Origin of the sequence: Acinetobacter sp. Marseille-Q1618, from assembly GCF_902809855.1 — a bacterium.
In the GTDB taxonomy this organism is placed as follows: Bacteria; Pseudomonadota; Gammaproteobacteria; order Pseudomonadales; family Moraxellaceae; genus Acinetobacter.
Genome location: NZ_CADDWJ010000002.1, coordinates 718,236 through 734,785 on the forward strand (window position 1 = coordinate 718,236; position 16,550 = coordinate 734,785).

Below are 16,550 nucleotides of genomic sequence, written 5' to 3' on the forward strand. Positions count from 1 at the left end.
ATTCATTTTAAAACCTTGGTTAATAAGCTAAACCTCAAATCTGGGACAGTTTATTTAGCCAAGGTTTTTTATTGCACTTTATAATGCATCTTTTAGATGGCTACGATGTTTTTTTACTTCTCTTGCATATTTTTTGCCTTGTCGTTTCATTTTCCAACTGGACTGATAGCCTGTTGGGCCAACGTTATAATAAGCTAATGCTTTTTTCCAACTGCCTGCGGATTGGTTATATTTGGCTAAAATATAGGTACCACAATGAATATTGGTATTTTCATCCAATAAATCACCTTGGCAGCTCTGTTGCCAATAGCGTGGAATGATTTGGGTTAGTCCAACCGCACCTGCAGGTGAAATAACATAACTGCGATAGCTCGATTCTTGGCGAATCATTGCAGCTAAAAGTAAAGGGTCTACACGATATTGTTCTGCATTTTGTACAATCATGGGTGCAATACGTGCTGCAGTATTACTTTCTACCGAATACGCTTTTTGAATACCTTGCGCTAATTTGGCTGACCGTTTCTCAATAGAACCGCCACCAAGGGTGGAACAACCTGTTATCACGATAGTACTAATCACTAATGCAACTTTTAAAGTACTTGAATAAGATCCTAATAAACTTTTAAACATTTTCGGAAAATAACGAGGAATCAACAAAATACGACCAATATGAAAAATATTTATAAATGATGTTAGGTAGCGTTGTAATAAGAGTCAATGTTGAATAACTTAAGTTTTGCAAAAGAATGTAAGAAGCAATAAAAAACAGCCCAATCATCCTGATTGAGCTGTTTTGTATCGGTTGTTTAGGTATAACTCCTGTCTTACCTCACGTCCTGATGCGAGAACTTGATTATTTTTGTTTTATGTTCTGGAAACTTCCTGTTCCCTATGTATGTAGAATAGGATAATTTCCCTATCTTGAAAATGCGTCAATAACCGCATTTTTTGTACGCTTTGACGTACAATTAGACATTGCTATATTGAATTAATTTATCAAAGCTGGTTTTTAAGGCTTTTTCATCAAATTCGTTGCTTTCAAACTCTTCTGCTTGACAACGCTTGGAAATATCGCGAATTTCGATGATTGCGTTGCTATCGATCATTCCTAATTGTGTACATACTTGACGAATTTGATCGATTGAACGTGAACCATTGGTTGAACCATAACTCACATATGCCGCAGGTTTAGCACGCCATTCTTTGCCAATATAATCCAACGCATTCTTTAATGCAGGGCTATAGCCATGATTGTATTCAGGGCTAATGAAAATAAAGGCATTGGCTTGTGCAATTTTATCTGCCCATTCTTGTTGTTTGGGTTGGTCATAAATACCTGAAAGTGGCGGATGCGCACCTGCAAAAAGTGGTAAATCCCATTCTTTTAAATCCACAATTTCAGTTTGAACCGTACTGTAATCAAAATTTTTAATTGTTTTCTCAGCCCAGCGTGCAATTTTAATTGCTGTGCGTCCTTCACGTACACTGCCAACAACGATATAGATTTTCATAATTAAGCCTTTGTTTTTTATGTTCTATTAAATTAAAGCGATGTCAGCTATTTGCATAGAGGGCTTTTGTATATTTTCCATTATTTTTATATTTGAGTGTAGAAAAATAAAAAGCTCCCTCAGGAGCTTTTTCAATGTATTTTAGGATTAGATATGATGAAGCATTACATCAATTTTACGCCTTGCTGACCCGCAGGGGTAACTTTGAAAATTTCCACTTCAAAAGTAATGTTTTTACCTGCCAACGGATGGTTAAAGTCAACTTCAGTGATGTCATCACCCACCGTTTTAACCACACCAAATAAACTTTGTTTGGCTTTGTCTTCAAACTCGATCATGTGACCTTCAACAGGACGTTGTTCAAATTTCACTGTATCGAATTTTTGAACATTTTCAGGGTTCCACGGACCGAAAGCATCTTCTGGCGGAAGACTCACTGTACGGCGATCACCTGCACGCAAACCAAATAAAGCTTTTTCAAAACCAGGCAGTAAACTACCATCTCCGATGACTAAACTGACAGGTGCCTCACGGCTACGCGTGTTGTCAATTTCCACACCACTTTCAATGGCAACTGAAAAATGCAGGTCTACCTTTGATCCATCCGCAATACGGGTTTCTTCATTGGGATTAATTATTTCTTCATTCATTTTGCATTTTCCGCACGTTGAATACGCTGCTTTTCTAAAAAGAAGGTATCAATTAACAATAAAATAGTGCCTAGCGTAATCGCACTGTCTGCAATGTTAAATGCAGGGAAGTGATGATTTTGGTAAAATACATGAATAAAGTCAACTACATAACCTAAGCTGACTCGATCAATTAGATTACCAATTGCACCACCTAAGATCAGTGCAATCGCCATCGGTAAAATCACCACTGTTTTTGGCATGCGTAACAGCCAAAAAATAAAGATAATTGAAACGATGCCTGCAAGACCTGTAAATAAATAGTGTTGCCATCCACCTGCATCGGACAAAAAGCTAAAGGCTGCACCATAGTTATGCAGCAATGTCCAATTTAAAAAGGACAACACAGGTACAGGATCTGCATAGGTCAGATGTGTACTTGCAATATGCTTAGTCCACTGGTCAATGATGATGGCAAGCACAGAAAGTCCAAGCCACATCACGTTATGCGGATAAAACTGGAATAAGCCCTTTTTATTTTGTGGATTAGGCATATTTTCTCTCTTCGCCTTGACCTGTAGGAAGGTTAATAATACAACGAGAACAAAGGCCTGGATGTTCTGAGTGTGTATTTACATCAGGAAGAACATGCCAACAACGTGCACATTTTTCACCTTCAGCTGCAGAAACTTTGACACGTAAACCTTCTAGATCACTCGCTTCACCTTGTGCTTCATCAAAGTTATTGACAGCCACTTGAGAAGTAATCAAAACAAAACGCAGTTCATCACCCAGTTGGTCTAATACTGTTTTCAGTTCAGGATTTGCCCAAAGCTCAACTTTGGCAGACAAGTTAGAACCGATCAGTTTGGCATTTCGTGCCGCTTCGATTTGCTTATTCACTGCTGATTTAACAGTGATCAACGTTTGCCAATCAGTTTCAGAGATTAAGTTTGCAGTCGATGCGACAGGGATGTTATACCATTCAGCCGTAAAGACATATTTTTCAGACTGTTCAGGAATCAGTGGCCACGCTTCTTGTGCAGTAAAGCTTAAGATTGGTGACATCCAACGTACAAATGCTTGTACCAAATGATACAGTGCAGTTTGTGCAGAACGACGTGCTTGAGAGTCTGCTTTGGTGGTGTACTGACGATCTTTGATGATGTCTAAATAGAAACCACCCAAGTCATTGATACAGAAGTTCGTCAATGCATTGGTCACGATATGGAAATTCATATCTTCATAGGCTTGCTGAATGGTTTTTTGTACATCTGTTGCACGCTGCAAGATGTATTGATCAAGTGCGATCAATTGATCAACAGGAAGTGCATCTGTCGATGGTTTGAAACCATTTAAATTCGCAAGCAAGAAACGTAAAGTATTACGGATACGACGGTAACCATCAGACGCACGACTGAAGATCTCTTTACCTGCTGTCATTTCATAACGGTAGTCGGCAGATGCAATCCAGAAACGTAACCCGTCTGCACCCATATCTTTGATGATGTCTTGAGGGGTAATGATATTCCCAATCGATTTAGACATCTTACGACCTTTCTCATCCACGACAAAACCGTGAGTAAGCAAGCCTTTATATGGCGCACGTTTATTGATGGCAATCGAGGTCAACAATGAAGATTGGAACCAACCACGATGTTGGTCTGAACCTTCAAGGTACAAATCTGCTGGGTCAGTGAGTTCTTCACGTTGGCGAAGCACTGCATAATGGGTTGTACCAGAGTCGAACCAAACGTCTAAGGTGTCACGTACTGCATTGTATTGCTCTGCATCTGCACCGATGAAGTCGCTTGCATCACGGTTATACCAACCATCAATCCCTTCTTTTTCGATCAGTTTTGCAACTTCTTCGATCAACTCTGGTGTGCGAGGATGTAATTCGTTGGTGTCTTTATGTACGAAGAATGGAATTGGCACACCCCAAGTACGCTGACGCGAAATACACCAGTCTGGACGACCTTCGATCATCGCTTCAATACGGTTTTTACCCCAATCTGGTACAAAGCTGATGTCATTTTCAATTGCATTCAACGCATCTTGACGTAAACCTTTGGCATCCATGCTAATGAACCACTGCGGTGTGGCACGGAAGATAATCGGTGTTTTATGACGCCAGCAATGTGGATAGCTGTGTACGATTGGTACATGCGCCCAAAGTTTGCCTGAAGCGCCTAAATTTTCAATGATTTGAGGGTTGGCTTTATAAATGTGCTCACCTGCAAAAATCGGTGCAGTGGATAAATACACACCATTTCCACCTACAGGATTGTCCACTTTTAAATTGTACTGTAAACCTACTTTGTAGTCGTCTACACCATGACCGGGTGCAGTATGTACCGCACCTGTACCACTGGTTGCAATGACGTGCTCACCTAAAATTACAGGTACTTGACGATCAGTAATTAGTGGATGTTGTAATTTTAAACCTTCAAGTTTAGCACCGACAAAGTCTGCTAAAACTTTTGGATTTTCAAGTTTATAACGTTCACAAGCTGACGCCACCAAATCTTTAGCTAAGATCAGATTTTGTGTACCACGTTCAGTTTGAACTTCAACCAATTGATATTCAATTTCAGCATGGAGTGCAACAGCTTGGTTAGCAGGAAGCGTCCAAGGAGTCGTCGTCCAGATCACGATATCTGTAGGATTTGATACCGTAGCACCGACTTTTGCTGATAAATCCGCAAGATCGACCACACCAAAACCAACATCAATCGCATCGGACTTTTTGTCTTTATAGTCGACTTCAGCTTCTGCCAGTGCAGAACCACAGTCTAAACACCAGTTCACTGGTTTAAGTCCTGGTTCGATATGACCTGCTTTGGCAATTTCACCCAGTGAACGCACGATATCGGCTTCTTGTTGGAAGTTCATGGTGAGATATGGATTGTCCCAATCACCAAACACACCCATACGCACAAAATCTTTTTTCTGTAATTCGATTTGTGTATTGGCATATTCACGGCATGCTTTACGGAATGTAGAGGCATCGACTTTCACGCCCACTTTGCCGACTTTTTCTTCTACTTTCAGTTCAATCGGTAGACCATGACAGTCCCAACCCGGAACATAAGGTGCATCAAAGCCATCCATCACACGACTTTTGATAATGATGTCTTTGAGGACCTTATTGACCGCATGTCCTAAATGGATCTGACCATTGGCATATGGAGGGCCGTCATGAAGGACATATTTTTTCTTGCCAATACGCGATGCACGAATCTGCTGATAAATGTTGTCCGCATACCACTCTTCTAACCATTTTGCTTCACGTACTGCGAGATTTGCTTTCATCGCAAATTCAGTACCTGGGAGGTTTAGCGTGGCTTTATAATCCACAGCATTTTCAGGAGTTTGCTTATCGCTCATGCAAGTTGTCATCCAATTCTATCAGCCGTATTTGGCTGACGCGTTTTACATAAAAAGTTGAGTTTAAAAGGGGAACTTGGGGGTGTTTTGCCGAAACTCAAGGAGTTCCACCACATCATTATCAATCCCTGCTTGAAGTGCTTCAAGTGACGAATAATTCTTTTCACCATGTAAATAGTGCAAAAAAGTCACCCGCATTAACAAGCCATACAGATTAGCAGAAACATCAGGAAAATGAACTTCTAATCGCCATTCGGGATGTTCTTGTTGGATTGCTGGTCGTGTCCCCACATGCCCGGCACCAAATAATGCATCGGTTTGATAACCTAAAATACCTGTTTTGGCAGGATTTTCAGCTTTAACTTTTTCAGTCAGTGATGTACTTTCACAAATCACTTCAACACTATATATGCCACTTAAACAAGGTCGATGTCGACCTACACGGACATTAATGGTTGGGAAATTCAGTGTACGTCCAATCTGATCGCCATATTGTACACGACCAATCATGCTATATGGGCGTCCGAGCAGTTTGGCCGCCAGTGCTAAATCACCTGCTTGTAAGACTTGGCGAATACGTGTTGAACTGACACGTTCACCATCAAATTCAACGGTATTTAAATTGGTAACTTCAAAGCCATATTGTTTTAAAAAGTCGCTATTGCCTTGACGATTTTTACCAAAATGAAAATCATCGCCTAACACAAGACTTTGAGCATTAAGTTTATTTTTTAATAAATCTGCAAATTCTTCAGCACTTAAATTACGAAAATGATCATCAAACTTGGCAATAGCAATATAGTCCACGCCCAGTGCTGTGAGATATTCTACTTTTTCTCTGAGCGAGGTAATGCGTGGAGGTGCTTCATAACCTTTAAAAAATTCTAAAGGCTGTGGCTCAAAAATCATCACTAAAGTTTTTAATTGTTTGGTTTGAGCAACTTCTTGGAGCTGAGAAACCATTGCTTGATGTCCCAAATGGACACCATCAAAATTGCCAATCGTCACTGCGGTTTGAGGCAATTGAAAATTCGGTGCGAGAGCATTTAGACGTAACAGCTGCATGATTTCAAAATAAGCTTAAAATTTGAAAGGTATATATTGCCATAATCTCACAGTTTCGTCTTTGTTGTTGCGTTTTTATCCAAAAATATTTTATAAAAATGAATTTTTATTCTTAAATGAGAATAATTATGCGCTTTTAAATGGTTTAAGAATAAGATTTAAGAGTGATAAATAGGGATAAGTATATAGAAAATTGATATTCATGAAGCTTTTTGAGGTGGAGTAGTTTTGAATAAGTATTTTTAGAACATTTTACTGCTTACTATAACAAATAGACTGTATATATGCTGCTAATCATTGATTATTAAAATAAAAAGCAGTCTTTCAACTGCTTCAAATATCTTAAATTTATTATTCTGATGGATCGTTTAAACTAAAGAACCAATTTAAAATCAACGCAGCAAACGTTGCAGTACCGATACCACCTAAGTTGAAATCACCGAACTGTAAGGCGAAGTCACCCGTACCTAAAATAATCGTAACCGCAGCCACCATTAAGTTTTTATTTTTAGAAAAATCAACTTTGTTTTCGATCCAAATCTTCGCCCCAGCAATGGTAATCAAACCAAATACTACAATGGATGCACCTGTTAAGATCGCAGTAGGAATGGTATGAATAATCGCTCCAAACTTAGGCGAAAAACCTAAGAAAATCGCAAAAACACCTGCAATCACAAAGATAATGGTGGAGTAAACACGGGTAACAGCCATCACACCAATATTTTCACCATAGGTCGTCATACCTGGCGCACCGACACCACCAGAAAGTGTGGTTGCGATTCCATCCGCAACAAAGGCCTTACCAATATGCGGATCAAGATTTTCACCAGTCATGGCACTCACGGCTTTGATATGACCTAAGTTCTCAGCCACTAAAATTAACGCAATTGGCGCAATGATGAGCATCGCATTGACATCAAAAACAGGTGCATGGAAAGTTGGTGTACCAAACCAAGCTGCTTGTTGAATCGGTGTGAAGTTAATCGGTGTACCATTGCCCATGACATTAGCAACGATAAAATAGATCAAATATGCAGATAATAAACCCACCAAAAGCAATAAACGTTGCAATAAACCTTTGGTAAATACGGCGATTGAACCCATACATAGTACAGTCACCAACGCCATCCACATATTAAAGTTATTGCCTGCAACGCCTTTCACCGTTACGGGGGCAAGGTTGAGACCGATGATCATCACTACCGCACCTGTGACTACAGGTGGCATGAGTTTCTCAATCCATTTGGTACCTGTTGCCATCACAATAAAACCGAAAATGGCATATAAAATTCCGCATGCCATGATTCCGCCCGCAGCATTCGCGATATTGATATTCGGCGCACCTGTACCAGAAGCGGCATAACCTGTTGCGGCAATCACCACACCGATAAATGCAAAGCTCGAACCTAAATAACTTGGAACGCGACCACCTGTAATGATAAAAAACAGAATCGTACAAATCCCTGACATTAAAATCGCAAGATTTGGATCAAAACCCATTAAAAAGGGGGCAAGAACAGTGGCACCAAACATGGCAAACGCATGTTGAATGCCTAAGACAACACTTTGGGCAGGAGGGAGATATTCATTGGTGCCGACAGGACGAGCATCAATGCTGCCAGTATAAGGACGCCATTTGGGAAACCAATTGGACATAAAATGAGCGCTCAAAAATCAAATTGTGCATATCATACGCTTTCTTTTATTGAAGTTTCATCTATTAAGTAAAATTAAGGGTTTGCTATTATTCAGCTTTATTTTTATTTATACCAATTGGTAAAAAATTGGTATTTTGTAAATAAACAAAATCAATATATTAACTAAGTCATTTATTTTTACTCATGAAAATAGTGTATTTTGCAATTGCATTTATTTTTGAATAAAAAAGGAGATGCGAACACCTCCTTAAAAATGGGTATTGAAAAAATTAGCCTGTATTACGTAAACCCGCTGCAATCCCTGCAATACTCACCATGAGCGCATGATCAACAGGGGTATGTTCTGCGTGTTTTTCTGCCAAATAGGTACGACGGCGTTTCATTAACTCTGCTTGTAGTAAATGCAGCGGTAATAAATATGGTTTACGTACTTTCATGGCTTGATCTAAGACATCATTTGAGCTTAAAAGTTCTGACTCCCCTTTGAGTGCCAACAATGTTTGTACGGCATCATGTAAGCGTTGACGTAGCTCTGCACCTAAAACTTTTAGGTCTTCATCATCGGTTAGATGTGATTCATAGTATAAGGCAATATTTTGATCTGCTTTGGAGAGCACCATTTCTAGCATATCAATCAAGGTTTGGAAATATGGCCATTCTGCTAACATTTCATCTAACTGTGCTTTTTGCCCTTGATCAATGACTTGGTTAATCGCAGCCCCCGTTCCGAGCCATGCGGGCAACATTAAACGAATTTGTGTCCAAGCAAATACCCAAGGAATGGCACGTAGAGATTCGATACCACCAGTGACTTTACGTTTAGCAGGGCGTGAACCGAGCGGAAGCATTTGCAACTCAAGCTCAGGCGTGACCGTACGTAAGTATTTCACAAAATGTGGATTTTCCCGTACTGTTTGACGATATACCTGCACCGACAAATCGGTCATGCTATGCATCAATTCACGCCATTCTGGTTTTGGAACAGGTGGCGGAAGTAGGGTTGCTTCAAGTGTTGCAGCCGCATAGATTTCTAGATTTTGCAAAGCAATTTCTTCTAAACCGAACTTAAAGCGGATCATTTCGCCTTGTTCTGTGACACGGATTGCACCCGAAATAGAACCTGGCGGTTGTGAGAATAATGCTTGCTGGGTTGGTGCGCCACCACGACTGATCGAACCCCCACGTCCATGAAACAGCGTTAGTTGTACACTATGCTGCTGCGCAACTGCGGTGAGTTCTTCTTGTGCTCGATACTGTGCCCAATTGGCTGACATAAAGCCTGCATCTTTGGCAGAGTCAGAGTAGCCAATCATCACTTCATGTTTGCCTTGAATATGCTGTTTGTACCAATGCATATTGAACAAAGTATTCATGGTTTTGGCTGCACCATCCAAGTCTTTGAGTGTTTCAAATAACGGTACAACCCGTAATGGATGTTCAATACCTGCTTCTTTTTGTAATAACAGCACTGCCAACACATCACTTGGATATTCCGCCATAGAAATGATGTAAGCACCTAAACTTTCTTTCGGTTGTTCTGCCAAAGTCCGCATGGTGGCAAAAACTTCTTGCACATCGGGATGTTCAATCAAACTATCGGTAGGTTCATTTAAATGCTTTGGTAGCAACGGACGTTTGCTTTGTAACTCTTGCAATAAGAAATTTTGGCGTGCTTGTTCTGTCCACGTTTCAAAATTACCCAAACCTAAATATTCAGTAATCGCTGAAATGGCTTGACGATGACGACCTGATTCTTGGCGAATATCCAATTTGAGTAACTCAATCCCGAAACAATTGACCCGATAAATAAAATCGAGCAATTTACCATTGGCAATTTCAGGTAAATTACTGTCGATCAATGAACGATAGCAAAGCAGAAGTGGTTGTAATAATTCATCTTTATGACGAATGATCAAACTGCGGTCTACATCTGAGTGTTGCCCTTGCAGTTTATTGGCGAGCCATTGACGCGTTGCTTTTAAGCGTGTGCGTGTTGCACGTAAATACTCACGATAAGGTTCAGGATGTTCACCACCTAAAGCGTGTTTAAGTTCATCTGAACATGCTGCTATGGACAACTCCCAACGTAAGTCTTCGATGTCTCGAACATATAAATCGGTTGCTTTCCAACGAGAGAGCCACAACACTTCTTGGGTAATGTTATGTGTCACGTTTGGATTGCCGTCACGGTCACCGCCCATCCACGAAGCAAAGCGAATTGGCGAAATATCCAAAGGCAAAGCTTTGTCACAATTTTCTTGAACTAAATCATCCAATTCACGGATGAATTTTGGTACAGCATTCCATAAAGTCTGTTCAATCGTAGTGAAACCCCATTTTGCCTCATCGACAGGCGTTGGACGATGTTGACGGATTTCATCGGTTTGCCATGCAGAACAAATCAATTGTTTTAAGTCTGCTAGAACTTCTGCACGTTGTTTAGGCGTAAGTTTTTGTTGGTCAAACTTGGATAAACAGTTATTAATGCCATCATATTTTTGAATCAGCGTACGGCGACTGACTTCTGTTGGATGTGCGGTAAGCACCAATTCAATACTGAGTTCACAAACTTGTTGGTAGAGTTGTGCTGCGCTGATATTTTTATTTTTAAATTGTTCAAATAAAGGCACCAGAACATTGGGTGAAGGCGCATTTTCATCAAATTCACTTTGGCGACGACTACGCACCACATGGTACTGTTCAGCAATATTAGAAAAGTTTAAGAAATGTGAAAATGCACGGGTCAGTGGCAAAATCTCATCATCTTTGAGATGAAGAAACAATTGTTCGAGTTGTTTTTCTGCTTCAATTTGACCATCACGTGCGCCTTTGGCTAAGGCACGAATTTGTTCAATTTGATTAAACAAATCTTGTCCTGCTTGTTCTTTTAAAGTTTCCCCTAAAAGATTACCGAGTAAACGTACATCCTCACGCAGTGGAGCATTAATTTGTTGAATCATTGCTATTCTCCAGTTCTTATCCTTATGACTATAACGCGCTATGCTGACATTCCAACGACACCCCTACAAAAGTAGAAAAGCGGTCGGCTATTTCAACAACAATTTATATCGTTAAAAACAGTATGCCGTAAAAAAACCAGAAGTATTATTTAGAAATACAATACATTTACACAAAGCTATAGCGTAAAAGGAATAAATCGATACTGTCTTGAATGATCAGCTGTTTTTCATGTTGATCAGGCGAAGGGCGAATACCGAGTAAAACTTCATGATGACGCACTCCCAATAACAAAGACAAGATGAGATCAGTTTGTTTCTCGATAACATCAGCGCGAATAAATTTAAACGTAGTGGCTTGTTGAAAAAAGTCTTGCCAAACACTGCACATGCGTTGGTGCGAGACATTATAAAATTGTAGTGCCAGCGGATTTTTTTCGGCAGCCAGTTCTAACAATAAATGATCGAGTTTAATCGCTTCAGGTAAATAGATAATATTCATTGCCAATTCACAGGCTTGATAAAAACAGGCTTTAAAATCACTGTGTGCGTTTAGACCTAATGGTCGGGCATTAATGGATTGTTCGCAGGTTTCTTCAATGGCACAGGTAAATAAATTTTCTTTGTCTTGAAAATGATTATAAACCGTTAATTTAGTCACACCTGCAGCTTTGGCGATTTGGTTCATGCTTGAACCATGATAACCATGTAATAAAAACAAAGCCTTAGCTGCTTCTAAAATCAGTTTTCGCTTTTCTAAGTCCTTTGGACGACCAACATGTGCTTGCACTAAATTTTCCAAAAAAAAGTCAAATAGGTCATTTACTTTTGTTGTTATTTTTAATTAATGTACCTTGCGGTATATTAATTAAAAAGTGAACACTTTATGTGTGTAATTGAACGTTCATCGCTATGTGACCAATCACGAGATAGATAAAACATTCATTTGCCTCATCTCTATTCTGCCCGAAAAAAAACGTTTCAATAAGAGCCTTGCGTATGAGTATTTTAAAGTCAAGCATTATCAGTATGATAGTGATCTGTAGTGTAGTTTTGGTGGGATGTCAAAAGCCTGAACCCGAAGCAGAACAAGTCCCTTTTGTTATGGTGACTCAACCGATCACCTCGCATGAAGAGCAAAAAAGTTATGCGGGTGATGTGCAAGCACGCCAGAGTACCGCATTGGCTTTTCGGGTAGGTGGACAAATTACAGAACGTTATGTCGATGTTGGAGATCGGGTCAAAGTCGGGCAGACTTTGGCTAGACTGGATGTGAAAGATGCGCAATTACAGCTTAACTCAGCCAAAGCTCAACTGGAAAATGCACAATCTTCAGTCAAAATCGCAGGCGATGAATTTAAACGTTTTCAACAACTTCTACCAAGCAATGCAGTCAGTCGTTCACAATATGATGCAGTCAAAAATCAATATGACGCTGCTGCATCAACATTGAAACAAGCACAAGCCAACTATCAAGTGGCTGCAAATCAAACCCAATATAACCAATTACTTGCCAATAAAAATGGGGTGATTACCCAGCGTAATATTGAAGTGGGTCAAGTCGTTGCAGCAGGGCAGGCAGCTTATCAATTGGCGATTGATGGTGAGCGTGATGTGGTGATTGGGGTTCCTGAGCAAGCGATTGGGCAAATCAAAGTTGGACAAGATGCATGGGTGACCTTATGGTCAAAACCGCAAGATAAATTTGCAGCCTATGTCCGTGAAATATCACCTGCGGCAGATCAATCTCGTACTTTCAGTGTCAAAGTAGCACTTAAAGAAGCACAATCGATGATTCAACTTGGGCAAAGTGCGCGGGTATTTTTTAATCAAAATGTAGGTAATGTCCTGAGTGTGCCGTTATCCAGTGTTTCAGCAAATAATGATCAGCCTTATGTTTGGGTGGTCAATAACAACCAAACCATTCGTAAAGTAGCTGTGCAACTCGGTGCATATGGGCGGGACAGCGTACCAATTTTAACAGGTTTGAATGCAAATGATTGGGTGGTGATTGGCGGTGTGCATTTACTGCGTGAAAAACAAAAAATAAAACCAGTCGATCGTGAAAATCGTGCGGTTAATCTTCAAGCAGGAGCGAAGTAATGAGCCAAAGCATGAAGTTTAACCTGTCTGAATGGGCGCTCAGAAATAAAGGCTTAGTTCTTTATTTTATGATCCTACTCGGGATTGTCGGCATATTTTCTTATTCTAAACTTTCTCAAAGTGAAGACCCCCCATTTACCTTTAAAGTGATGGTGGTACAAACCTATTGGCCGGGGGCAACTGCAGAAGAAGTGTCTTTGCAAGTTACCGATCGGATCGAAAAACAATTGATGAGTACGGGACTATATGACCGTATTGCTGCTTACTCTCGTCCAGGAGAGTCGATGGTGACTTTTGTTGCCAAAGATTCTTTAAAGTCCAATCAAATTCCTGACGCTTGGTATCAAGTCCGAAAAAAAGTAGGTGATATCCAACATCAACTGCCGAATGGTGTACAAGGTCCATTTTTTAATGATGAATTTGGTGACACCTTCGGTAATATTTACGTTTTAACAGGTAAAGATTTTGACTATGCCACTTTAAAAGAATATGCGGACCGTTTGCAGCTACAACTACAACGGGTCAAAGATGTAGGCAAAGTTGAACTTGTCGGCTTACAAGATCAAAAAATCTGGATTGAACTGTCCAATACCAAAGCTGCACAACTGGGTATTCCTATCACTGCCATTCAAGATGCTTTACAAAAACAAAATAGCATGGCGAGTGCAGGCTTTTTTGAAACAGGTTCAGACCGTATCCAAGTGCGTGTTGGTGGTGCTTTAAAATCCGTTGATGATCTCAAACAAATGCCACTTTTGGTGGGTAATAAAACCATTCAATTGGCAGATGTGGCAGAGGTTTATCGTGGGTTTAGTGAACCTGCCCAACCTCGTATGCGCTTTAATGGCGAAAATGGTATTGGCATCTCAGTATCTATGCGCAAAGGCGGTGACATCATTGCCTTAGGGAAAAATCTTGAAGCGGAGTTTAAGCATTTACAAAAAACTTTACCGCTCGGCATGCAACTGCAAAAAGTATCGGATCAACCTGTGGCGGTACAGCGCAGTATTCAAGAATTTATCAAAGTCTTGGCTGAAGCAGTCATTATCGTATTGCTGGTGAGTTTCTTTTCACTGGGTTTCCGTACAGGTTTGGTGGTGGCATTCTCCATTCCATTAGTTCTTGCCATGACTTTTGCAGGCATGAATCTGTTTGATGTTGGACTGCATAAAATCTCCTTAGGAGCGTTGATTCTCGCCTTAGGTTTGTTGGTCGATGATGCTATTATTGCGGTTGAAATGATGGCAATCAAAATGGAACAAGGCTATAGCAGGATCAAAGCCGCAGGCTATGCTTGGACAAGTACCGCATTTCCAATGCTGACAGGCACGTTGATTACTGCGGCAGGCTTTTTACCGATTGCAACCGCAGCATCCAGTACAGGGGAATACACCCGTTCGATTTTCCAAGTCGTGACCATTGCTTTGATTGTGTCTTGGGTGGCGGCAGTGGTATTTGTGCCGTATTTGGGTGATAAACTTTTACCTGATTTTACTAAGGAAGCACAAAAAGCACCGTGGTATCAACGTTTATGGGCACGTTGGCGCAAACAGCCTGAGCCACAAGCAATCGTGCATCATGTGGGTGAGCATTATGATCCTTACCAAACCAAGTTTTATCAAAGTTTTAGAAAGCTAGTGAATTGGTGTGTGACCTATCGTAAAACCGTGATCGCCATTACAACCGCTGTATTTGTTTTGTCTGTGATGATGTTTAAACTCGTGCCACAACAATTCTTTCCGCCATCCAATCGTGCTGAAATTTTGGTGGATTTAAAATTGGAAGAAGGTGCTTCTTTGCTGGCAACTGAACAAGCGGTGAAGAAAGTTGAGGCATTCTTAGCGAAACAAAAGGGTATTGATAATTACGTGGCATATGTGGGTACAGGTTCGCCACGCTTTTATTTACCTTTAGACCAACAGTTACCACAAGCGAGTTTTGCACAGTTTGTGGTTTTGGCATCTTCATTGGATGATCGAGATGAGATTCGTAAGTCTTTAGATACGCAAATTCGTCAATTATTACCTCAAGTGCGTACCCGTGTGTCTTTATTGGAAAATGGCCCGCCCGTAGGTTATCCGATCCAATATCGTGTTTCAGGTGAGGATTTAAATACAGTACGTCAACTTGCACACCAAGTATCAGCTATTGTTGGGCAAAACCCAAATACCACCAACGTACATTTAGATTGGGGTGAACCAAGTAAAATTATTTCTTTACAGATCGACCAAGATCGTGCCCGTCAAATGGGTGTGAGCACTGTTGATATTGCTAATTTCTTAAATAGCTCAATCAGTGGTGTAGCCATTCATCAATATCGTGAAAAACGAGAATTGATTGATATTCGCTTACGGGGAGATCAAGCAGAACGCATTGAAGTTGGTGCATTGGCAAATTTAGCAGTACCTACGACGAATGGCGGTTCTGTACCGTTATCACAAATTGCCAATATTCAATATAAATTTGAAGATGGTCTGATTTGGCATCGCAATCGTTTACCAACCATTACGGTACGTGCGGATATTCGTACGAAATTACAACCTGCAACGGTGGTGAATGAACTTTCTGAAAAAATGGATCAACTGCGTGCCGAGTTACCGAATGGTTATTTGGTTGAAGTCGGGGGTACGGTGGAAGAGTCTGCCAAAGGACAAAACTCGGTGAATGCGGGAATGCCATTATTCTTGGCGGTGGTGTTTACTTTGCTGATGATTCAGCTCAAGAGTATGGCACGTTCATTCATCGTATTTTTAACTGCGCCATTGGGTTTAATTGGCGTGGTGCTATTCTTACTGTTATTAAATAAACCGTTTGGTTTTGTGGCGATGCTCGGTACCATTGCCTTGTCAGGCATGATCATGCGTAATTCGCTGATTTTGATTGATCAGATCGAACAGGATATCCGTTCAGGACAAGATCAGTGGAATGCAATTTTGGATGCCACAGTGCGTCGTTTTAGACCGATTATCCTCACGGCACTGGCTGCGGTTTTGGCAATGATTCCATTATCTCGAAGTATTTTCTTTGGGCCAATGGCAGTGGCGATTATGGGTGGTTTAATAATTGCGACACTTTTAACATTATTTTTTCTACCAGCGCTTTATGCTGCATGGTTTAAAGTCCAAAAACACGCAAAATCTTCTTAGAAATGTGTGAAATTTAGGTGCGAAATTTTGAAAAATTCAATATAGTAGCACCTAATCTTTTACAGTAAGTCGCATTAGACGTTTCCACACT

Annotated in this window: 11 protein-coding genes; 2 read left to right on the forward strand and 9 right to left on the reverse strand. The window is 40.5% G+C overall.

Going from position 1 to position 16,550, the window contains the following annotated elements:
- Nucleotides 1–78: 78 nt before the first annotated feature.
- The 9 genes from HUS24_RS10550 to HUS24_RS10590 all read right to left on the reverse strand — a co-directional run bounded on the left by HUS24_RS10550 (nucleotide 79) and on the right by HUS24_RS10590 (nucleotide 12,000).
- Nucleotides 79–630 carry a lytic transglycosylase domain-containing protein gene (locus HUS24_RS10550; protein WP_173912545.1) on the reverse strand — a complete coding sequence of 184 codons (552 nt, stop codon included), beginning with the start codon at nucleotides 628–630 and terminating at the stop codon, nucleotides 79–81.
- Between the two features lie 338 nt (nucleotides 631–968).
- Nucleotides 969–1,511: an NADPH-dependent FMN reductase gene (locus tag HUS24_RS10555; protein ID WP_173911974.1), complete on the reverse strand. Its 543-nt coding sequence runs from the start codon at nucleotides 1,509–1,511 to the stop codon at nucleotides 969–971.
- A gap of 164 nt (nucleotides 1,512–1,675) precedes the next feature.
- Nucleotides 1,676–2,161 carry a peptidylprolyl isomerase gene (locus tag HUS24_RS10560; RefSeq protein ID WP_173911975.1) on the reverse strand — a complete coding sequence of 162 codons (486 nt, stop codon included), beginning with the start codon at nucleotides 2,159–2,161 and terminating at the stop codon, nucleotides 1,676–1,678.
- Nucleotides 2,158–2,694: a signal peptidase II gene (gene lspA, locus HUS24_RS10565; protein ID WP_173911976.1), complete on the reverse strand. Its 537-nt coding sequence runs from the start codon at nucleotides 2,692–2,694 to the stop codon at nucleotides 2,158–2,160. The genes HUS24_RS10560 and lspA overlap by 4 nt, the downstream gene beginning before the upstream one ends.
- A complete protein-coding gene (ileS, locus tag HUS24_RS10570) occupies nucleotides 2,687–5,530 on the reverse strand; it encodes an isoleucine--tRNA ligase (protein WP_173911977.1) in 2,844 nt (947 codons plus the stop codon). Before ileS ends, lspA begins: the two co-directional genes overlap by 8 nt.
- Nucleotides 5,531–5,593: 63 nt before the next feature.
- Entirely contained in the window at nucleotides 5,594–6,595 is a 1,002-nt protein-coding gene (gene ribF, locus HUS24_RS10575; protein ID WP_173911978.1) for a riboflavin biosynthesis protein RibF, read from the reverse strand.
- A 351-nt stretch (nucleotides 6,596–6,946) separates the two neighbouring features.
- The gene (locus HUS24_RS10580) at nucleotides 6,947–8,251 is read right to left on the reverse strand and encodes a solute carrier family 23 protein (RefSeq protein WP_173911979.1); all 1,305 of its coding nucleotides are present in this window, start codon (nucleotides 8,249–8,251) and stop codon (nucleotides 6,947–6,949) included.
- A gap of 271 nt (nucleotides 8,252–8,522) precedes the next feature.
- Entirely contained in the window at nucleotides 8,523–11,213 is a 2,691-nt protein-coding gene (gene ppc, locus HUS24_RS10585) for a phosphoenolpyruvate carboxylase (RefSeq protein WP_173911980.1), read from the reverse strand.
- 166 nt (nucleotides 11,214–11,379) lie between these two features.
- Nucleotides 11,380–12,000: a TetR/AcrR family transcriptional regulator gene (locus tag HUS24_RS10590; RefSeq protein WP_173911981.1), complete on the reverse strand. Its 621-nt coding sequence runs from the start codon at nucleotides 11,998–12,000 to the stop codon at nucleotides 11,380–11,382.
- A 209-nt stretch (nucleotides 12,001–12,209) separates the two neighbouring features.
- Between HUS24_RS10590 and HUS24_RS10595 the strand changes: the two genes are divergently transcribed.
- Both HUS24_RS10595 and HUS24_RS10600 read left to right on the forward strand, forming a co-directional pair.
- Complete coding sequence (locus HUS24_RS10595; protein ID WP_173911982.1) at nucleotides 12,210–13,313, forward strand: efflux RND transporter periplasmic adaptor subunit; 1,104 nt, start codon at nucleotides 12,210–12,212, stop codon at nucleotides 13,311–13,313.
- Nucleotides 13,314–13,324: 11 nt separating this feature from the next.
- Nucleotides 13,325–16,459, forward strand: a complete 3,135-nt coding sequence (locus HUS24_RS10600) for an efflux RND transporter permease subunit (RefSeq protein WP_173912546.1) — start codon at nucleotides 13,325–13,327, stop codon at nucleotides 16,457–16,459.
- Nucleotides 16,460–16,550: the final 91 nt, after the last annotated feature.